The sequence below is a fragment of the Sphingomonas sp. SORGH_AS_0789 genome, from assembly GCF_031453055.1.
GTDB lineage: Bacteria > Pseudomonadota > Alphaproteobacteria > Sphingomonadales > Sphingomonadaceae > Sphingomonas.
Genome location: NZ_JAVIYV010000001.1, coordinates 1,041,648 through 1,062,114 on the forward strand (window position 1 = coordinate 1,041,648; position 20,467 = coordinate 1,062,114).

The window sequence follows — 20,467 nt, forward strand, 5'->3', positions numbered from 1 at the left end:
GTTTCCATGCCCCAGCTCGTCCTGATCCGCCACGGCCAGTCCGCCTGGAATCTCGAGAACCGCTTCACCGGCTGGTGGGATGTCGACGTGACCGCGCAGGGCGCCGCCGAGGCGCGGGCGGCGGGTGCGATGATGGCCGAGAAGGGCCTCGACTTCGACCTGACCTTCACCAGCCTGCAGACCCGCGCGATCAAGACGCTGAACCTGGCGCTGGAGACGATGGGCCGCCTCTGGCTGCCGACCGAGAAGCATTGGCGGCTGAACGAGCGCCATTATGGCGGGCTGACCGGCCTCGACAAGGCGGAGACGGCGGCCAAGCATGGCGACGAGCAGGTCAAGATCTGGCGCCGCAGCTTCGACGTGCCGCCGCCCCCGGCGGATGCGGGCGGCGAGTTCGACGTGTCGGGCGACCGCCGCTATGCGGGCATCGACGTGCCGCAGACCGAAAGCCTGAAGGACACGATCGCGCGCGTTCTGCCCTATTGGGAAGAGCGCATCGCGCCTGCCCTGCGCGACGGCAACCGCGTGCTGATCTCCGCGCACGGCAACTCGCTGCGCGCGCTGGTCAAGCATCTGTCGAACATCCCCGACGCCGAGATCACCGGCCTGGAAATTCCGACCGCGCAGCCGATCGTCTATGAACTGGCCGACGACCTGACCCCGACCGACCGTTATTATCTGTCGGAGCGGTAAGCGATCGGGAGACGAGGGGCGGTCTGACGTGCGATCGCCTCGCGCCCCGACCTCTTCGCGCCATCGCGGCTTCGCGTGAGCCATTTGATTTCACGCGAAGCCGCGAAGACACGAAGATTTTTGTTCGCGCGGAGGCGCGGAGGCGCGGAGATTTGGTCCGCGCGGCAGGTCTATTGTTCCCATCGGAGCCTGCCATCGTCTTCCGTTCGACAGGGAGGGCTACGCGGCGGCCCATACCGACACCTCCGCGTCTCCGCGTCTCCGCGCGAACCAAACTCCATCCTCCGTTCAGGCTGAGCGACGTCGAAGCCCACGCCCCCACGCTCCGGCAAAATCACCCGCCACCATGCCCGAACGCATACGGAAACTTGCCCCCCTCGCCCCGTCCCGCTAGGCAGCCCGCTTCCCCGGCAACGGGGCCAAAGGGGCTAAGGCGGAACAGCGGATATGACGTCGGTCGGGATCATCATGGGGTCCACTTCGGACTGGGAAACCATGCGGCATGCCGCCGAGACGCTGGAGGCGCTGGGCGTGGCGCATGAGACCCGCGTCGTCTCCGCGCACCGCACGCCGCAGCGTCTGTACGATTACGCCACCACCGCCGCCGATCGCGGGATCAAGGTCGTCATCGCGGGCGCAGGCGGCGCGGCGCACCTCCCCGGCATGGCCGCGTCGATGACCCATCTGCCCGTGCTGGGCGTGCCGGTCGAGTCCAAGGCGCTGAAGGGCATGGATAGCCTGCTGTCGATCGTCCAGATGCCCGGCGGCATCCCCGTCGGTACGCTGGCCATCGGCAAGGCGGGTGCGATCAATGCGGGCCTGCTGGCCGCCTCGATCCTGTCGCTGTCCGACGAAGACCTCGCCGAGCGTCTGAAGGACTGGCGTCAACGCCAGACCGACGGCGTCGCCAACGATCCACAAGGGTAAGCCGATGCTGAAGCCGGGTTCGACGATCGGGATTCTGGGTGGCGGCCAGCTGGGCCGGATGCTGGCGGTGGCGGCCGCGCAACTGGGGTATCGCACCCATGTGCTGGCCCCCGACGAGGAAAGCGTCGCGGCGCAGACCGCGTCCGCGCTGACCCGCGCCGATTATCACAATACGGTCGTGCTCGCCGACTTCGCCGCCGCCTGCGATGTCGTCACCTATGAGTTCGAGAATGTCGACGTGACGCCGGTCGAATGGCTGGCCGAGCGGCTGCCCGTCCATCCCGCACCCGCCGCGCTGCGCGTCGCGCAGGACCGGATCGCCGAGAAGAGCTTCGTCGAGAAGGTCGGCGGCCGCCCCGCCCCCTGGGCGGCGGTGAACTGCGCCGCCGACCTGACCGCCGCGCTGGAGCGGATCGGCTGTCCCGCGATCCTGAAGACCACGCGCTTCGGCTATGACGGCAAGGGCCAGGCGTTGATCCGCGAGATGGCCGATGCCCCCGCCGCCTGGGAAGCGATCGGCGGCCCCGCCGTGCTGGAGGGGTTCATCCATTTCAGCCACGAATTCTCGATCCTGGTGGCGCGTGGGACCGACGGGACGACCGTCCGCTACGACCCGCCGCATAACATCCACCGCGACGCGATCCTGCGCACCTCCACCCTGCCCGCGCCGCCCGAGATCGTGGCGCAGGCCGAGGAAGCGACCGCGCTCGCCATCCGCATCGCCGAGCAGCTGGGCTATGTCGGGGTGCTGGCCTGCGAGTTCTTCGCGACCGAGAACGGCCCCGTCTTCAACGAGATGGCCCCGCGCGTCCACAATTCGGGCCATTGGACGATCGAGGGCGCCGAAACCTCGCAGTTCGAGAATCATATCCGCGCGATCTGCGGCCTGCCGCTGGGCGACACGTCGCTGACGGGTGCGTGGGTGCAGATGGAGAATCTGATCGGCGACGATGCCTGGGACGGCGCGTTCACCGAAAAGGGCACCCATCTCCACCTCTATGGCAAGGCCGAGTCGCGGCCGGGGCGCAAGATGGGGCATATCACGCGCGTGACGCGCTGAGCGGGCGTCACGCTATCGCCGGACGGTGAAGGTCACGGGCACCAGCACCTGCGGCTGATAGACCTGATCGCCCTTCATCACCGGCCGGATCCGGAATTGCCGGTAGAGCCCCAATGCCGCCGCGCCGAAACCACGCCCCTTGGGACGCTCCGCCGCGATCGAACAGCTTTTGGGCGTTCCCGGCCTAGGCACATCGCATAGCAGCACCGCGATACCGCTGACCCCGCCCGCCCAAGCCATTTTGGGAAAGGCTTTGTCGATCAGCTCCTGCGGCGGCTTCTCGATCCATTCGGCAAGCGCGTAGCGGAGCCGTCCTTCGCCCGGACCATCGCCGTCGCCGCGTCCATTGCCGGTGCCGCGCCCCTCGCCGCCCGTCCCGCGCCCGCTGGCGATTCCCGTCCCCAGCCCATCCGAAATCGCCGTCCCGACGCGCAAGGCCGGCTCGGCCGCCAATCCCGCCGCCGGGGCGGGCAGGTCGACCATGTCGAACCGGGCAGGCGCAACCGCCGCCGGAGCGGCCTGTCGGGCTGGGCGCGCGGGCGCCGGGCGTGGCGATCCGCCCCCGGCGGTCGGACGCGGCACCATGCTCTCGCGCTTGACCGGGGCGGGTGCGACCGGCGGCGGCGGCACGGGGACGGGCGGAGGCTCCGGCGGGCGGGGCACGTCGAACAGCGTCAGCACCGGCCGGGCCGGGTCGTCGATCAGGCGATGCCGGGGCTGCCCCCAGATCAGCAGCGCCAGGATCGCGGCATGGACCGCGACCGTGGCGACGACCGCCACCGATCGCCGCCCATGATCCCGCCGGACCGAAACGCTGTCCTGCATCGCGCTATTCTCCCGGACGGAGGATCACCGCGACGCTGATCGACGTCAAGTCCGCGCCCAGTCCTCACCGATCCGGCGCAGCACGTCGAGCGGCACGCGGCCGTGGCGCAGCACGGCGGTGTGGAACGCCTTCAGGTCGAACCGCGCGCCCTGCTGCTTCCGGGCGGACTCGCGAATGTCGACAAAGACCGAATGGCCCAGCTTGTAGCTCGCCGCCTGGCCGGGATTGACGCAGTAACGCTCGACCTCGCGCGTCGCGAACCCCTCCGCCTCGCCCTCGGCCTCGACGAAATGGCGGATCGCCTGTTCGCGGGTCCAGCGCAGGTGATGCAGCCCGGTATCGACCACGCAGCGATTGGCGCGGAACAGCAGGAACTTCAGATAGCCCAGCTGCCCCAGCGGATCGTCATCATACATGCCGATCTCGTCCGCCAGCTGCTCGGCATAGAGCGCCCAGCCCTCGCCATAGCCCGAAAAGCCGTTGATCTTGCGGATCAGCGGCAGCCGCGTGTTGGACAGCGCCAGCCCGCCCTCCATCTGATGCCCCGGCAACCCTTCGTGATAGACGGTCGTCGCCAGGCAGAATTTGGGCCAGTCGGCGCTGTCCTTCAGGTTGAAATAGACCAGGCCGGGGCGCGATCCGTCGATGGCGGGCCCCTGCGCAAAGGCCGCCGCCGCGCCCGCCTCGGTCTGCGGGGGCACACGGCGCACCTCGAAGCCATAGGGCGGCATGCGTTCGAACACCTGCGGCAGGCGCGTCCGGATCGCATCCAGCCGCGCGTTGCAATAGGCGATGGCGGCGCGCTTGCCCTCGTCGGTATTGGGATAGAGCTGGTCGGGATTCTTGTAGAGCGCGGCCATGCGCTGCCCCACCGTGCCCTTGGTGAAGCCCTGCTTCTTCAGCAGCGCGTCGAGCCGGGCGGACAGCATCGCCGCCTGGTCGCGGCCGAAGCGATGGACCTCGTCGGGCGAGAAGCTGGTCGTCGTATTGGCCTTGAGCGCGACCGGATAATAGGCCGCCCCCTCGCGCAGTTTCCACACGCCCGCATCATGCGTCGCCTTGGCGCGCAACGCCTTGGCATAGGCGAGCTGGCGATCCAGCGCGGGCAGCACCTCCGCCTCATAGATTTTCGCGGCCGCCTGCGCATGGCGGTCGCCCAGCCCCTTGTCGGCGGCGCGGCGCGCGAGCGACCGGACGACCAGCGCCTCGCTCGCGGGCTGGCGGGTCTTGCCCATCTGTTCGATCGCGAGGTCGAGGATGAAGTCGGGCGGCACCACCCCCTGCCCCGCATCGTGGCGCATCCGGTCGGTCTGCGCGTCCATCTGCTGCCCGAAGGCACGCAGCCGCATCAGATAGGCATCGGCATCGCCCGCATTGGCGATCTTGTGCTTGGTGTCGAGAAAGTCGGGAACCGACTGATAGGCGCCCGACAGCTGCGACACGACATAGGGGCTGGGGCCATAGGAATAGCCGCCGAAATCGAACGCCTGCACCGCTTCCGCCGAGCGCCGGGTATAGAGGACCGATTCCAGGTCGATCCGCTCCTCGGGCGACAAGGTGGCGGGGTCGATCGCCTGGAGCCGGGCCAGATCGGCCTTCGTCGCCGCCTTCGCCGCCGCGATCCCGGCGGGGGACTGGTCGGACAGACGCCCCCGCAGATCGGCATTGGTACCGGTGTCGAGGCCGAGGCTGGTCGCGCCCTCCGGACTGCGGCGGAGCTGTTCCTGGACCAGCGTGTCGAACAGCGCGGTCAGGCGGGCGGATGCGCTGGTCTGGGCCAGAACCCCCTCGCTGCCCGCCGCCACGGCCAGCGCCGCCGTGCCCCCCAGGAAATGCCGCCGGTCGATCATGCTTGCCCCCTTTTGGTTTTCGATGGGCAGCGTAACGGGATTTGGCGGGAATTGAAGCGGTTATGGGGCGGGTAGGGTGATTGCGGTTCACACTCTTCGACGCGCACCGTGATCCGGGCCGGCTGGTATCGGCCGGTCCACATCAAGAGCCCCGTTCGGCCAGGAGTTGCGCATGCTGCTGGCCAACCGCAAGACCCTGCTGGTCAAGTACGGCGACATTGAAAACGAAGTACGCGGCACGCTCCGCGCCTTCGGACTGAAACTCTCGGGCCGGATAGCGTCGGGGCGGTTCGAGCAGCGCGCTATGGTGAGGCCGATGCTCATCGCGCGGGCCGCTCTCCGCTCCACCTTTACCAGCTCCGCCGCGAGGCGGGGGCAACCCGAGAGAACGAGGTCGAGGCGACTGCGCTGTAACCAGAGTGCCACCAGAGCCGGTCCAAGGTAGATAGCAGCCCTCGATCAGCCATCGAACGACCCATGGTGAGGCGGCCCAGCGCCGACCTCGGACACAAGCGCGAACCTCGGCAGCCCAATTGTAGTATCGTCCGGTCAGGCGTCCCGCTTGGTCGCGCTTTGCATCGCCTGCTCTCCCAAATAGCCTTCACTTGCCGAAAAATGGACGTCACACCTGATAGAATGACAGCCCAAAATCGGCTCCTTCCAGTACGAAAGCGCAAAAGTTGCGATCCGGAAATTCGCTCTTCAGCTTCGCAACGAGCATATTGGACATAATAGTGGCCAGGCGGTTGAGTTGAGCGCTCTTCAGTTCGACTGGGGCGACATCATCTGGGAACATGTAATCAAATAGGAAGGCGTTCATAGCCGCCTCAACCTGCTGCTTAGAATGCCCGGTGCTTTCCCAACCTCTTAACCGATCAACATCGAGTGGGGCGCGCAACACGTAATCGTCTATTTGCACAAAATCCGGCCAGAAAAGGGCGCAGAAGCCAAGCGCGTGGTCGGCTCGCCCTTCGATGTATATCCAATCTTCAGGCGAAATGCCGGTGCCTTCGTTCCACCTTTTCAATTCAGGAATTAGGTCAGCGACTTTAGCCATGGCGCGATGTTAGCGGTCCAGCGAACGTCCGCAAGCGGAATGCCGCAGAGCCGTTTCCCGCTTGCGGCGGGACCGCAATCACACAAGATGTTTGCACATGGGCTTCGGCTTCGCTCAGCCTGAACGGCGGTCGGGTGCGGGGCTTTCCCCTACAGCCGTTCAGCCTGAGCGAAGTCGAAGGCCAAGGGAAACCCCCCAAAGAAAAAGGGCGGCCCGTCCCGCGACGCACCGCCCTTCCCCCGCTCAAGGCGTGGAAATCACCCCGCGCGCGTGCCCGACAGCGGGAAGCTGCCGAACGCGCCCGCGCCGACCGATCCGGTCAGCGCGTCGCCATCGGCGGTCGCTTCGCAGTCCAGCGTCATCGGCATGGGCGAGGAGATCGACATCTTCCAGTGGATCGTGTTGCCCGACACGCTTCCCTCGATATCCATCGCCCCCATCTGGCCACCGCCCGAGCCGGTGAAGCGATCACCCTCGGTGGCGACGGTCAGGGTCATCTCCTGGTCGCCCAGCGGCGATTTGACGGTGCAGTTCCAGGTGCCGTCGATGTCGGCCATATTCGCTCTCCCTTATTGTCCGGCGGCGGGGGCGGGCCCCGCCACATCGGCCGCCTCGACCACCTCGACCGGCAGGCCCAGCGTATCGAGCTGCGGCTTGACCGTCTTGGCATCGCCGACCACGACCCAGATGAATTGCCTGGGGTTCAACGCCGCCTCGATCGACTTGTTCAGCTCGGGCAGCGTCATCGCCTGATACCGCCGGGTGATCGTCGCATAATAATCGTCGGGACGGCGGAACAGGTCGTTGGCCTGCATCGCCGACAGCACCGCGCCCGACGTCTCGAAGCTGCCCGACAGCGATCGGATCGCCCCGGTGATCGCGCGGTCGAACTCCACCTGGTCCATCGGCTTGGTGGTCAGGAATTCGGTGACGTCGGTGCGCAGCGCGTCGATCGACGGGCCGGTCTTGTCCGCCTGCACCGGCGCCGACATGACATAGGGCGCCGCGAATTCCGAGGTCTGGAACCCGCCGCGCACGCCATAGGACCAGTGCTTGTTCTCGCGGATATCGGTGTTGATCCGGCTGAGGAAGCTGCCGCCCAGCGCATCGTTGGCGGTGTTCTGCACCAGCAGATTGTCGATGCCCTTCAGCCCCGTCGGCGCGCCCGCCAGGATCATCGACTGCGGGCTGTCGGGCCGGTTGACCAGCACGATCCTGGGTGCCGAGGGCTGCCCCGCCGCGAAGTTCTTGACCCCCGCCGCGCCCGTGCCGCGCCAGTCGCCCAGCACCCGGTCGAGCGCCGCCTTCACCTCGGCCAGCGGACGGTCGGAGGTGACGAAGATCTTCGCCTTGTCGGGCCGCAGCCACGCCTGCTGGAACGCGATCAGGTCGGCGCGGGTCAGCGCCGCCACCGCCCGCGGATCGCCCGCGCCCTGCGCCTTGGCATAGGGGCTGGTCGGCCCATAGACGAGCGGCGGCAGGACACGGCTCGCCAGCCCCTGCGGGCTGGTCAGCTCCTGCTTGATGCCCGCCAGCGTCTGCGCCTTGACCCGCGCCAGTTCGGCATCGGGGAAAGCGGGGTTGCGGACGATATCGGCATAGAGGTCGAGCGCGGGCGCCAGATTGGCGCTCGGCACGTCGAGGCCGACGACCGTGCGGTCGTTCGACGCGCTCGACCCGATCGAGGCGCCCAGCCGCTCCTGCTCCTCGGCGATCGCGATCGTGTTGCGGTGGGTGGTGCCCTCGTCCAGCATCGACTGGACCAGGCGCTGCGTCCCCAGCTTGCCGGGCACGTCGGCGGCGATCCCGGCGTCGAACGACATCGCGATCTGGGTCACCGGCACGGCGGTCCGCTGCGCGTAGATCAGCTCGATCCCGTTCGCCAGGCGGCTGCGCTCGACCGCCGGGAAGCTCAGCGGCTTGACCTCGCCGACTTCGGGCAGGCTGCCGCGCGTCCCCTTGACGGGCTGGTCGGGCGCGGCGGGCACATCGGCGCGCGGCGGCACCTTGGCCTCCTCATAGGCGTCGCGCGCGCCGGGCACGACGGTCAGCGTATAGGCCGGGCGCGACAGCCATTTGTCGGCCGCCGCCTTGACGGTCGCGGGCGTCTGCGCCGCGATCGCCAGCAACTGCTTCTTATATTTGCCCGGATCGTTGGAGTAGAGCGCCCCCTCGGCCAGTGCCACCGCCTTGCCGCCGAAGCCGCCGACCGATTCCAGCCCCTCGACACGGCCCGACACGAACCGGGTCACCGCGCGCCGCACCTCGTCGGCGGTCGGGCCGTTCTTCAGGAAGTCGGCCAGGATCTCCTGCATCCGCTTGTCGACCAGCGCCGGATCGACGCCGGGGCGGACGATCGCGGTCATGTTGAACATGCCGACCTGTGCGAAGGGACGGTCGCTGGCCGACACCTGCACCGCCAGCTTCTCCTGCTTGACCAGGATATTGTCGAGCCGCGACGAGGCCAGCCCGCCCAGGATCGACCCCGCGACCACCAGCGGCGCGCTTTCGGGATCGTTCAGCCCCGGCACCGCCCAGTTGCGGCTGATCATGACCGCCGCCACGCGGTCCTTCATCACCTCGTTGACGGGGGCGGGCAGGGTCGGGATGGCGACGGTCGGCAGGACGCTCTTGGGGCCCGGCTGGATCGCGCCGAAATATTTTTCCACCAACGGCTTGGCGGTGGCGACGTCGATATCGCCCGCCAGCACCAGCACGGCGTTGTTGGGGCCGTAATGCTGCCGGAACCAGTCCTTCACCGTGTCGAGCGTCGCGGCGTCGAGATCGGTCATCGAGCCGATCGTGGTATGGGCATAGGGATGACCCGCAGGGAACAGCCCCTCCAGGATCTTGTACTGGGTCAGGCCGTAAGGCTGGTTGTCGCCCTGGCGCTTCTCGTTCTGGACGACGCCGCGCTGCTCGTCGAGCACGCTTTGCGTCACCGCGCCGAGCAGATAGCCCATGCGGTCCGATTCCAGGAACAGCGCGCGGTCGAGCGCGGCGGTCGGCACCGTCTCGAAATAATTTGTCCGGTCGAAATAGGTGGTGCCGTTATAGTCGGTCGCGCCCACCGACTTAAGCGGCGCGAAGAAATCGCCCGGCGCATTCTCCGACCCGTTGAACATCAGATGCTCGAACAGATGCGCAAAGCCGGTCTTGCCCTTGGGCTCGTGCTTCGAGCCGACGTCATACCAGACGCTGACCGCGACGACGGGCGCCTTGCGGTCGGTATGGACGACGACGCGCAGGCCGTTCTTCAGGGTGAAGGTTTGATAGGGGATGTCGACCGCCTTCACGAGGGTCGATACGGGCGCGGGCTTCGCGGTGGCGGCGGCCTTGACCGCGGTCTGTGCAAAAACGGCCTGGCCCGGCAGGACGAACGCGAGGGCGGCGGCGCCGGTCAGCGCCACGGACTTGATACGCATGATCTTTTGAGTCTCCCCACTCAGTAAGGGGTCGAGCATAGCGGGCGCGCGACGGACCGCAATCCCGGTCCGACACAGTGATTTCGCCGCATCCCGCTTGCCACCCTTTCGCAATCGAAACGGCCATCCCATCTTGCGGACAGCATCGTGCGCCCACCCCTTGTGTTGCCAATTTGCAACACCATCTGACCTGGAAAGCGACAGGAACCCCAGATGAACCTCGAAAAATTCACCGACCGCGCAAAAGGCTTTTTGCAAGCCGCGCAGACCGTGGCGATCCGCAACAACCATCAGCGTATCGCCCCCGAACATCTCCTCAAGGCGCTGATCGAGGACGATCAGGGCATGGCTGCCGGTCTGATCCAGGCGGCGGGCGGCGACGCCAAGCGCGTCGAGCGCGAGACCGATGCGGCGCTCAGCCGTATTCCGGCCGTCTCCGGCTCGGGGGCGCAGTCGTCGCCCGGCCTCGACAATGACCTGGTGCGCGTGCTCGACCAGGCCGAGCAGGTCGCGCAAAAGGCGGGCGACAGCTTCGTCACCGTCGAGCGGCTGCTGCTCGCGCTGGCGCTCGCCTCCACCACGGCGGCGGGCAAGGCGCTGGCGGCGGGCGGGGTCAATCCGCAAGGACTGAACGGCGCGATCGAACAGCTGCGCCAGGGCCGCACCGCCGACACGGCGGGCGCCGAGGACCGTTATGACGCGCTGAAGAAATTCGCCCGCGACCTCACCCAAGTGGCGCGCGACGGCAAGCTCGACCCCGTGATCGGCCGCGACGAGGAAATCCGCCGCACCATCCAGATCCTGGCGCGCCGGACCAAGAACAACCCCGCGCTGATCGGCGAACCCGGCGTCGGCAAGACCGCGATCGCGGAAGGGCTGGCGCTGCGCATCGCGAACGGCGACGTGCCGGATACGCTCAAGGACCGCAGGCTCATGGCGCTCGACATGGGCGCGCTGATCGCGGGTGCCAAATATCGCGGCGAGTTCGAGGAGCGGCTGAAGGGCGTGCTGGACGAGGTGAAGGCCGCCGAGGGCGACATCATCCTGTTCATCGATGAGATGCACACGCTGATCGGCGCGGGCAAGGGCGACGGGGCGATGGACGCCTCCAACCTGCTCAAGCCCGCTCTGGCGCGCGGCGAGCTGCACTGTGTCGGCGCGACCACGCTCGACGAATATCGCAAGTACGTCGAGAAGGATCCCGCGCTCCAGCGGCGGTTCCAGCCGGTCTTCGTCGGCGAGCCCACGGTCGAGGACACCATCTCGATCCTGCGTGGCCTGAAGGAGAAATATGAACTCCATCACGGCGTGCGTATCACCGACGGCGCGTTGGTGGCGGCGGCGACGCTGTCCAACCGCTACATCACCGACCGCTTCCTGCCCGACAAGGCGATCGACCTGATGGACGAGGCCGCCAGCCGCATCCGCATGGAGGTGGAGTCCAAGCCCGAGGAGATCGAGACGCTCGACCGCCGCATCCTGCGCCTGAAGATCGAGCGCGAGGGGCTGCGCCGCGAGAGCGACGCCGCCAGCATCGACCGGCTCGGCCATCTGGAGGAGGAACTCGCCAATCTGGAGGAACAGTCGCACGCGCTGACCCAGCGCTGGCAGGCCGAGAAGGACAAGATCGCGGGCGAGGCGAAGCTCAAGGAACAGCTCGACCAGGCGCGGATCGAACTCGACCAGGCGCAGCGTAGCGGCGACCTCGCGCGGGCGGGCGAGCTGTCCTATGGCCGCATCCCGCAGCTGGAGAAGCAGCTTGCCGAAGCCCAGTCCGCGACCGAGGGCGCGATGCTGCGCGAGGAAGTCACCGCCGACGATATTGCGGGCGTGGTCAGCCGCTGGACCGGGGTGCCGGTCGACCGGATGATGCAGGGCGAACGCGAAAAGCTGCTCCGCATGGAGGAGGTGATCGGTGCGCGCGTGATCGGCCAGGAGGATGCGGTCCGCGCCGTCTCCACCGCCGTCCGCCGGGCGCGCGCCGGGCTACAGGACCCGAACCGGCCGCTGGGCAGCTTCCTGTTCCTGGGGCCCACGGGCGTCGGCAAGACCGAGCTGACCAAGGCGCTGGCCGAATTCCTGTTCGACGATCCCTCCGCGATGGTGCGCCTCGACATGAGCGAGTTCATGGAGAAGCACAGCGTCGCGCGGCTGATCGGCGCCCCTCCCGGCTATGTCGGCTATGAGGAAGGCGGCGTGCTGACCGAGGCGGTGCGGCGGCGGCCCTATCAGGTCGTGCTGTTCGACGAGGTGGAGAAGGCGCATGGCGACGTGTTCAACGTGCTGCTCCAGGTGCTGGACGACGGTCGCCTGACCGATGGCCAGGGGCGGACGGTCGACTTCTCGAACACGCTGATCATCCTGACCTCCAACCTGGGCAGCCAGTATCTGGCCAATGTCGAGGACGGGCAGAGCGTCGAAAGCGTCGAGCCGCAGGTGATGGAGATCGTCCGCGCGCATTTCCGCCCGGAATTCCTCAACCGGCTGGACGAGATCATCCTGTTCCACCGGCTGGGCCAGAGCCATATGGGCCCGATCGTCGACATCCAGGTCGGCCGCGTCGCCAAATTGCTCAGCGATCGCAAGATCACCCTGCACCTGACCGACGCCGCGCGCGAATGGCTGGGCCGGGTGGGCTACGACCCGGTCTATGGCGCACGCCCCTTGCGCCGCGCGGTCCAGCGGCACCTCCAGGACCCGCTGGCCGAGGAAATCCTGCGCGGGCATGTGAAGGACGGCGCGACCGTCACCGTGGACGAAGGCGACGGCAAACTGGCGTTGTCGGTGGGGTGATGTCCATGCGAAGCCGGGATGATATGCCCGGCTTCGCCCGCCCTGCCCGATCAGGCCGGAATCGGCCCGCGTCGCAGCCAGCCCGTGATCGCATAACGACGATAGGGCGCGGCGCGGGTCACTTCCGACACGCTATGCGGTTGCGGCACCGCGAAGATGTTGAGCGTGTTGAATCGGGGCACCCAGGCTTCCGCCGCATCCCCATCCGCCTGTGTCGGGTGGAACAGCAGCAGGCCGCCCCACTCGCATCGCCATGCCGGCGTCAGGCCCAGGACATAGGCCGCCACCCTGTTCTTGCCCGCCATGCCATCGTCATGGCCGGTCAGGAAGTCCCCCGGCGCATAGGCGGTCGCCTGCGTATCGGCCATGGCGACGGCAGGGTCGCCCACGATCCTGCGCAAGAGGTCGGACACGGCCCCTTCGGACATCCAGCGACCAAAGGCCGTCAGCGGATCGTCGCTCGCCTCGCGAGCGGCGGTGCCATCGGGCGTGCGGATCGTCTCATAGCGATATTGGAACCCGGTTCGGGCGCCCGCATAGACGGCATCGTCCAGCGCCTGTCGCTGCGCGGCGCTCATCCCTTCGCGCGTCGTACGATCCAGTTCGAATATCCGGTCGCCGCTGTTCACCACCTGCCGCCAATCGGTGCGCTGACGCAGATGATCGTACCACCAGCCCGCGCATTCATCGGTCAGGATATCGGGAATCCGCACCCGGCGGTCACGCGCGAAATCCCCGGCCAGACGATCCGGGTCGAGGGATGGATTGAGGTGAAGCGGGGGCAGGTTCATGCCGTTATTGTTCGGCGATCCGCCACCCGCCAGCAACCCTTAACATGCGCGGCCGGTCGCGCTTGTCCGCTCCACAAAATTGGGGGCGGCTCCCGAAGGAACCGCCCCCGAGTAGGGCTCGCCGAAGCGAACCCTGGGGTTAGAAGTTGAACTTGGCGCCGGCGCGGAACTGACGGCCGAAGATGCCGTCGCCGCCCTGCACCGCGTTGTACAGATACGCGCCATACGTGACCGGATCGATCGGAGGCAGGCGGTTGAACACGTTCAGGACGTTCACGTAGAAGGTGAACTTGTCGTTGACCTTGAACGACGCGTTCGCATCCGCCGTGATGTAGCTCTTCACGCGGCAGCCGAAATAGGCCGGTGCCTGGCCGCAATCCTTGTACGCATCGCCCTGGTCCATGGCCGACAGGTCATAGCCCGAGGTGTAGTTGACCGTACCCGTGAAGGCGAAGTTGCCGAAGTCGAAGGTGTTGACCCAGTTGCCCTTCCACTCGAACGTGCCCGAACCCGCCGTCAGGTTGAAGTTGCCCAGCGTGTCGACATAGGTCTGCCGCACGCCGTTCACCGTCGTGCTCAGCTCCAGGATCAGGCTGGCATTCAGGTTGGTGTTCCAGCGGAACGTGCCGAAGTCGTAGAAGCCGTTCATGCCGAAATCGATGCCCTCGGACTTGATGGTCTGGGCGTTGATCAGCTGCGAACGGACGAAGGCGATCTTCGGCGTGGCGGTCGGGTTGTTGACGTCGACGGCATCCGGGATGACCTGGAACCCGGACGGGATCGCGCCGCCCGCATAATAAGCGGCGATGGCAGGCGACAGGTCGGGGGTGGTGATCGCCCCGGTCTTGCGGATGTTGTAATAGTCGACGGTCAGCGACAGGCCGCGCACCGGATCGACCTTGATGCCCGCGGTGAAGCTGCGCGACTTTTCAGGGTCGAGATTCTGCGAGGCCAGCGTCGTCTGCCCGATCGAGTAGCTGGTGATGTAGGACGAGCAGAATTGCGGCGTCTGGGCCGAGCAGATCTGGTTGGCGCCCGGATTGATGCTGTACTGGCGCAGGAACGCCGCCGGGATGCTCGTCAGCTGCTGGGTCACGTAACCCGTGGTGGGCAGCGCATTCGCCTCGCCGAACGAGGGGATGCGGAAGCCGCGCGAGTAGGTGCCACGCAGCGAGACCTGGCGGATCGGCTTGAAGATCGCGCCGAACTTGGGCGAGAAGGCGCTCTGGCCGCTCGAATAATGGTCATAACGACCCGAGGCGTTGAGCGTCAGCTGGTCGAACACCGGCGCATTGACCTCGTAGAAGGCCGACGAGACGGTACGATTGCCCTGGGTGCCGAACGCGTTCAGGCGGAAATAGCGCTGGGTCGGGCCGTTCTCGTCCGAATTGGCGCTGGGCGCGTCGATCGCTTCGTAGAAGATCGAGCCACCGACCGCGACGCGCAGGTCGCCGCCCGGCAATGCCATGATCGCCTTGCCCAGGGTGAACTGCGCCTGCAGCAGGTCCGAGCTGTCGTTGGTGATGTTGGTCGGCGTCAGATAGTTCAGCGTCGCCTGGCTGTTCAGGCCCGGATTGACGAAGTTGTAGCTGCCGTCCTTGATCACATCGAGCAGGTGCTGGATGTAGACATAGCCGTTCTGCTCGAGACGCAGATCGGTGTGCATCGCGGTCGCATCGAAACGATAGTCGACATCGTCGAAGATCGTGCCGTGGATGCCGAAGGCGGCGCGATAGACGCGGCTGCGGGTCTGGGTCGATTCAAAGCTGCCCGGCAGTTGGCCGACCAGACGCGCGACCTGGCCCTGGGCCGCGAACGGGTTATTCGGGTTCAGCGTGCCGTTGGTCGCGTTGCACGCGCCGACGGTCGAGCGCGGGCAGATATAGATCGGCAGCGCCAGGATCGACGAGTTGGGATCGATCGAGGGCGTGGCGTTCTGCGACGTCGAATATTGCGGGAACAGGATACCGGCCGGCGCATTGGCGCGGATCACCGTGGGGGTGCCGGTATAGCTGGTCGTCGCCTGCTGGAAATTGACCTGCAGATAGGCTTCCGACGTGTCACCGATCTTGGCGGTGAAGCGCGCCGAACCGCCGATACGCTCGATGTCCGGGGTGATATTGCCGTATCGATTCTGGCCGTCGACCTGGCAGACGGTGCCCGGTGCGGTCGCGTTGGCGGGCAGCGCGAGTTCGGCCGCGGTCGGGTTGTACGGGTTGCCGGTCAGACAGCCCGCCGACGGGTTCAGCAGCTGATAGCGGCCGAGCGCGGTGGTGTTGGTCGCATCCGCCGGACGAACATAGAAGTTCGGCGTGTTGATCGCGAAGCCGTTGGTGTACTGGTTGTTCTGATCCAGGCCGTTGGCGATGTTGTTGGGGCCGCAGACCAGCGTGCCGGTGCGGCTGGAGCAGATGCCGCGCTCGTCGCTCGAATTATACGGTGCGGGCAGCTGACGCGCCCTCACGCCTTCCGAGCGGTAATAGAAGCCGCTGATATAGGCGTTATAGCCCTGCTCATCGAGGTCGCCGGTGCCGGCGGTCAGCGACAGGCGCTGGTTGGCGTTGTATCCACGCTCGGAGATGCCGGCTTCGGCGCGGCCCATGATACCCTTCACCGAACGCTTGGTGATGATGTTCACCACGCCCGCGATCGCGTCGGCACCATAGCTCGACGAAGCGCCGTCGCGCAGCACTTCGACGCGGTCGACAATGTCGTCGGGGATGGTGTTCAGATCGACGAAGTTGCGCGTGCCGTCATCCGACAGCGGGTAATAGGCGGCGCGCAGGCCGTCGAACAGCACCAGCGTCGAGTTGGTCGACAGGCCACGTAGCGACACCGACGACGCGCCGGTCGCGAACGCGCCATTGGCGGTGAATGAGTTGGTCAGCGCCGGGCCGTTGTTCGATGCCAGCGCCTGGATACCGGCCTGCACCGTGTTGATGCCGCGCACGTCGAGATTCTCGGCGGTGATGGTCGACACCGGCGACGGGCCGACATCGGCGCCGCGGATGATCGAGCCGGTGACGACGATGTCGCCGCTCGTGCCCGCATTCGCCTGCTCGGCGCCCTGAGCGACCTGCGCATTGTTCTCGGCATTCTGGCTCGCGGCAGGCGCGGTCTGCGCCAGTGCGGGCGCGCCCAACAGCATCGACAGCGGCGCAACGGTCGCCAACAAGCCAAGCTTGCGCTGACCGATCCATGAATTGGTCATGTTTATTACCCCTCTTGTTTTACCCGTCCGGCCTTGGGCTCGGCGGCTCCCCACCCTCGTGAAACAAAAATTGCGTTTCGTGATGGAATGTTGCTTGATTGAGACGAAGTTTCGCCGCTGTAAAGTCCGGAATACCGCCGCAATCGCATCAAGCGTGCGCGTGTCGCAAAAATGACACAACCACTTCCACATTGGCCTTTCCGGGTGCCGTGGCATCACATGACACAAGGATGACATGTTTCTGAATGCAAACGATATGACAACATCCCTGTCGCTTGTGCGGCAAGTGAACGTAGCCACAGCCGTCAGCATCGGACGCGGAGCAAGCCCGGATCGGGGGTTATCAACTACCGGAATGGGTTACCGGCAAGATCCGCCAGCATGGTCAGCGCGTAGACATGGCGAGGCCAATATCGCTCGATCAGGACGTGATGATAAAATGACGCCGTCGACAGCAAAATGGGCGTCTTGATAGGACCGCCCAAGGCTTATTCCGCCACTTGACCCGTTCGCCAGTCCTCTGACCCGATCAAGAACGACAGACAGATTTCGGGCACCGCCTGCGCTTGGAAGGGGGAAAAACCCAGACAGTGCATCGCGTGAATCGGCCTGACCTGTGAGACCTCGCAGCCATGGGTCGGTCATGTTGTCACAGGGTAGGACCTGACCTTGCAATCAGGCTCACCTCCCGCGACGCGGGGCCCTGGTCCGGGAGCGTGGTCCACAGCATCGCGCGGATATTACGCGGGGCACCCCCATGGCCTCCCTCGTCTTCGTTCTGCGAACAGGCAAAATGCCGCCGGACCTATGCAGGACCGTTCAACCGGCATCGTGGGATATAGCCCAAAAAAATGGGCGGCAGATCATTGACCTGCCGCCCGCGAATTTCGCCAATGAATAGCGAAAATTAGAAGGTGAAACGAACCGACGCGAAGAAATCACGCCCCAGCACGTCATAGACGCCCGGATAAGTGTTCGACTGCTCTTGGTTCAAGCCCAGGACCTTCGGCTTCTTGTCGAACAGGTTGTTCACGCCAATCGCGAAGTTCATGTTGTTGGTGACATCGAACGCGAACGTCAGATCGAACACGTCATACGCGGGAATACGCTCGACGAAGTAGGTCGTATCCGGATCGTCGTCGCGAACACCCGACAGATGGCGCCAACGCACGCTGATGGTCGACGGACCATCCAGCAGCGATGCGCGGCTCGCCCACTTCCAGCGGGGAGTCGGGCTTCCGCAAGCCAGCGAGCCGAAGGCACCCGCGCACTTGTTGTTCAGTTGTGGCGCAGTTGCGACCGGAGTCAGGGTGTTCTTGCCGGTATAGGTGCCCTGGAACGAGAAGTTCAGGCGGCTGGCCTGTTCCCCACCAAACACCGAGAAGCCCAGCTTGGTGGCATAGTCCACGGCAAGGTCGACGCCCTCGACTTCCAGCTTGCCGACGTTCGCATTCAGCAGCGACGGCAGATTCTGACCGTCCAACTGACCCAATGCATTACGCTTGCCAACGAAGATCTGGCAATATGGGCTGTTGATGTTCTGGAAGTAGTTATAGCAAAGGCTGAGCGAATTTCCGAGACCACCGCCAAAGACGCTGATCGCATCCTTGACCTTGATGTTGAAATAGTCGGCCTTGATGGTCAGCCCACGGATGAAGGACGGCTGGATCACGGCACCTGCGGTGATGCTGTCCGACACTTCCTGCTTCAGGTTCGGGTTACCGCCGAAAACGCCCTGAATCTGCGAGTTGATCTGCGTGCTTGCGTTGCCGACGGCCGATGCGGGAACGCCCGTCGCGATGCAGAGCGCCCGGATGGTCGCATTGTTCGCCGCCGACGCCAGCGCGCAAGGATCGGTCGCGGTCGGGAAGTTGACTGCGGCCCCCTGATACAGTTCAGCGATGTTCGGCGCACGAACCGCGCGCTGGTACTGAGCGCGGAAGGTGATGTCCCGGATTGGCGCCCACTGGGCATCCGCCGCATAGGTCCAGACGTTACCCACGCCACCCAGCGAATAGCTGGAATAGCGACCTGCACCACCCAGTTCGAGGCGGTGGAAGAACGGGCGGTCCGCAACGATCGGCACGCGCAATTCGCCAAAGACTTCCTTGACGTTGTAGCTACCGCTGGTGGGGTCACCGGCGTTGAAGCCGATCACGTCACCGGACGACAGCGCCGTGTCGGGCACGAATTCGGCCGACATCTTGCGATATTCGCCGCCCAGAGCGAAGCCGACATCACCGGCTCCCAGGCCCAGATTGAAAAGCGAGCCGGACACGGAGGCGTTGGCCACCTGCAGGACCGACATATCGCTGTTCTGTGCCACGATCGAGATCTGATCGACCATCGCCTTGGTCAGGGTACCCGGACCGAAGATATTGATCGCGTTCGCCGAACCGTTCAGGCCCGCCTGGAACGCCGACTTGGAGATATTGCCGGCCTGAATGTTCGAGTTGCGGGTCCGCGCATAGGAATAATATGCGTCGTAGTTCAGAGCGTCGGTGATGGCACCACGAACGCCGACGAGCAGGCGAAATGCGTTACGCTCGTCGAGCGAATTGCGCGACCCGGTTTCATTGACACGGCGCTGGATAGCGAGCGGGACAATGCCATCGCCCACCGTGTTACCGGACGCCGCGACGGCATCCAGCGCACGGAGCGCCGCCACGTCATTTGCCGACAGGAACGGCGAAACGGCGTTGATGTTGACTTGATACGTACCCGTGACCGGGGTCGGTGCCAGTTCGTTGGCAACGCGGTTGTTGACGAACGTCGCCTCGACATAGGCCGTGTGCCCGTCCTTGAACTCATAATCCGCATAGCCGCCGAGGAGGTAACGCTCCTGCGGGACCATCAGATAATTGTCGACCGCATAGTTATAGAGGTCGGTCGAGGTCCGACGACGGCTGACGCCCGGCGCAGTGAAAAAGGCACCCGGCGAACAGAAGACGTTACCCGTCGGGCAGACGGACGATCCATAAGTGGAGGTGACGCGGCCGTTCGGGGTGGTCGACGACCCGCCAGCGACCAAGCCGGTCGGATTGCCGTTGGCGTCGAAATTCTCCTGCTGGGCGACTCGCGAGAAGTCACGCGCGCTCTGGAAAATCGAGGCACGGTTGTAATATTCGCCGTAAACCGTCGCATGGCCGCGATCACCGAGTTCGCCGCCGATCGCGACATAACCCTCATAGCGACGGCCATCGCCGCGCTCGGTGATGCCATATTGGCCACCGGCGATCACGCCGTTCAGGTTGTTGCGCAGACGAAAATTGACGACGCCAGCCAGCGCGTCCGACCCGTAAACGGCCGATGCACCGCCGGTCACCACGTCCACACCTTCCAGCAGGAAGGCCGGAATGGTGTTCAGATCGACAACCTGCGAGGTGTCGTAAGAGACCCAGCGACGGCCATTGACCAGCACCATGGTACGCTGCGAGCCCAGACCACGCAGGTTCAGCGTCGACACGCCGCCACCTGGGTTGTTCGAGAAGGCCGTCGAACCCGGGATCACCTGCGGCAGGGTGTTGATGACCTGCTCGACGTTCACGGTACCGGAAAGCTGGAACTCTTCCTGGCCCACGACCGCAATCGGAGCGGCCGTCTGCAGGTCACGCCGCGCGATGCGCGAACCGGTGACGACGACTTCGCCGCTTTCCGGCTGCTGCGTTGCGGCGGAGGTGGAGACATCGGCGTTACCGCCGGTGGCCGGCGCCGTCTGCGCCTGAGCGGCCGTGCCAGCCGCGAAAGCCCCCAGCATGAACGTCGTCGCGAGCAAGCGCGAACGCATTCCCTTCATATACTAACCCCTTTTTTTGTTCATCCGTCTTCGCGGAT

12 protein-coding genes are annotated in these 20,467 nt (G+C 65.7%); 4 read left to right on the forward strand and 8 right to left on the reverse strand.

From position 1 onward, the window contains the following. Positions 1-6 precede the first annotated feature (6 nt). The 3 genes from gpmA (at position 7) to QE360_RS04805 (ending at position 2,680) form a co-directional block, all read left to right on the forward strand. On the forward strand, positions 7-693 hold the full coding sequence (gene gpmA, locus QE360_RS04795) for a 2,3-diphosphoglycerate-dependent phosphoglycerate mutase (protein WP_309699703.1): 687 nt from the start codon (positions 7-9) through the stop codon (positions 691-693). A gap of 447 nt (positions 694-1,140) precedes the next feature. After that, on the forward strand, positions 1,141-1,620 hold the full coding sequence (gene purE, locus QE360_RS04800) for a 5-(carboxyamino)imidazole ribonucleotide mutase (RefSeq protein WP_309699705.1): 480 nt from the start codon (positions 1,141-1,143) through the stop codon (positions 1,618-1,620). Positions 1,621-1,624: 4 nt separating this feature from the next. Beyond that, positions 1,625-2,680, forward strand: coding sequence for a 5-(carboxyamino)imidazole ribonucleotide synthase (locus QE360_RS04805; RefSeq protein WP_309699707.1), 1,056 nt, complete (start codon positions 1,625-1,627; stop codon positions 2,678-2,680). 12 nt (positions 2,681-2,692) lie between these two features. Here QE360_RS04805 and QE360_RS04810 read toward each other — a convergent pair whose 3' ends face one another. The 5 genes from QE360_RS04810 to QE360_RS04830 form a co-directional block, all read right to left on the reverse strand. Beyond that, positions 2,693-3,505, reverse strand: a complete 813-nt coding sequence (locus tag QE360_RS04810; protein ID WP_309699709.1) for an energy transducer TonB — start codon at positions 3,503-3,505, stop codon at positions 2,693-2,695. Positions 3,506-3,550: 45 nt separating this feature from the next. Beyond that, on the reverse strand, positions 3,551-5,356 hold the full coding sequence (locus tag QE360_RS04815; RefSeq protein ID WP_309699711.1) for a DUF885 family protein: 1,806 nt from the start codon (positions 5,354-5,356) through the stop codon (positions 3,551-3,553). Positions 5,357-5,978: 622 nt separating this feature from the next. Then, positions 5,979-6,413 (reverse strand): hypothetical protein, encoded by a 435-nt coding sequence (locus tag QE360_RS04820; protein ID WP_309699713.1) that lies wholly within the window; start codon positions 6,411-6,413, stop codon positions 5,979-5,981. A 257-nt stretch (positions 6,414-6,670) separates the two neighbouring features. After that, positions 6,671-6,970: a hypothetical protein gene (locus tag QE360_RS04825; protein ID WP_309699715.1), complete on the reverse strand. Its 300-nt coding sequence runs from the start codon at positions 6,968-6,970 to the stop codon at positions 6,671-6,673. A gap of 12 nt (positions 6,971-6,982) precedes the next feature. Beyond that, positions 6,983-9,838, reverse strand: coding sequence for a pitrilysin family protein (locus tag QE360_RS04830; protein ID WP_309699717.1), 2,856 nt, complete (start codon positions 9,836-9,838; stop codon positions 6,983-6,985). A 213-nt stretch (positions 9,839-10,051) separates the two neighbouring features. On the opposite strand from QE360_RS04830, the gene clpB reads away from it, so the two are divergent. Beyond that, a complete protein-coding gene (clpB, locus tag QE360_RS04835) occupies positions 10,052-12,631 on the forward strand; it encodes an ATP-dependent chaperone ClpB (protein WP_309699720.1) in 2,580 nt (859 codons plus the stop codon). 50 nt (positions 12,632-12,681) lie between these two features. Here the strand turns inward: clpB and QE360_RS04840 are convergent, their stop codons facing one another. The 3 genes from QE360_RS04840 to QE360_RS04850 form a co-directional block, all read right to left on the reverse strand. Further along, positions 12,682-13,422, reverse strand: a complete 741-nt coding sequence (locus QE360_RS04840; RefSeq protein ID WP_309699722.1) for a 2OG-Fe(II) oxygenase family protein — start codon at positions 13,420-13,422, stop codon at positions 12,682-12,684. 139 nt (positions 13,423-13,561) lie between these two features. Further along, positions 13,562-16,633: a TonB-dependent receptor domain-containing protein gene (locus tag QE360_RS04845; RefSeq protein WP_309699725.1), complete on the reverse strand. Its 3,072-nt coding sequence runs from the start codon at positions 16,631-16,633 to the stop codon at positions 13,562-13,564. Positions 16,634-17,540: 907 nt separating this feature from the next. Further along, a complete protein-coding gene (locus tag QE360_RS04850) occupies positions 17,541-20,429 on the reverse strand; it encodes a TonB-dependent receptor domain-containing protein (RefSeq protein ID WP_309699727.1) in 2,889 nt (962 codons plus the stop codon). Positions 20,430-20,467: the final 38 nt, after the last annotated feature.

Bases quoted from the DNA above. Each gene is read 5' to 3' on its own strand.
- clpB (WP_309699720.1), top strand. From the start codon at position 10,052: ATGAACCTCGAAAAATTCACCGACCGCGCAAAAGGCTTTTTGCAAGCC.
- QE360_RS04810 (WP_309699709.1), bottom strand. From the start codon at position 3,505: ATGCAGGACAGCGTTTCGGTCCGGCGGGATCATGGGCGGCGATCGGTG.
- QE360_RS04850 (WP_309699727.1), bottom strand. From the start codon at position 20,429: ATGAAGGGAATGCGTTCGCGCTTGCTCGCGACGACGTTCATGCTGGGG.
- QE360_RS04840 (WP_309699722.1), bottom strand. From the start codon at position 13,422: ATGAACCTGCCCCCGCTTCACCTCAATCCATCCCTCGACCCGGATCGT.
- QE360_RS04820 (WP_309699713.1), bottom strand. From the start codon at position 6,413: ATGGCTAAAGTCGCTGACCTAATTCCTGAATTGAAAAGGTGGAACGAA.
- gpmA (WP_309699703.1), top strand. From the start codon at position 7: ATGCCCCAGCTCGTCCTGATCCGCCACGGCCAGTCCGCCTGGAATCTC.
- QE360_RS04825 (WP_309699715.1), bottom strand. From the start codon at position 6,970: ATGGCCGACATCGACGGCACCTGGAACTGCACCGTCAAATCGCCGCTG.
- QE360_RS04815 (WP_309699711.1), bottom strand. From the start codon at position 5,356: ATGATCGACCGGCGGCATTTCCTGGGGGGCACGGCGGCGCTGGCCGTG.
- QE360_RS04845 (WP_309699725.1), bottom strand. From the start codon at position 16,633: ATGACCAATTCATGGATCGGTCAGCGCAAGCTTGGCTTGTTGGCGACC.
- purE (WP_309699705.1), top strand. From the start codon at position 1,141: ATGACGTCGGTCGGGATCATCATGGGGTCCACTTCGGACTGGGAAACC.
- QE360_RS04805 (WP_309699707.1), top strand. From the start codon at position 1,625: ATGCTGAAGCCGGGTTCGACGATCGGGATTCTGGGTGGCGGCCAGCTG.
- QE360_RS04830 (WP_309699717.1), bottom strand. From the start codon at position 9,838: ATGCGTATCAAGTCCGTGGCGCTGACCGGCGCCGCCGCCCTCGCGTTC.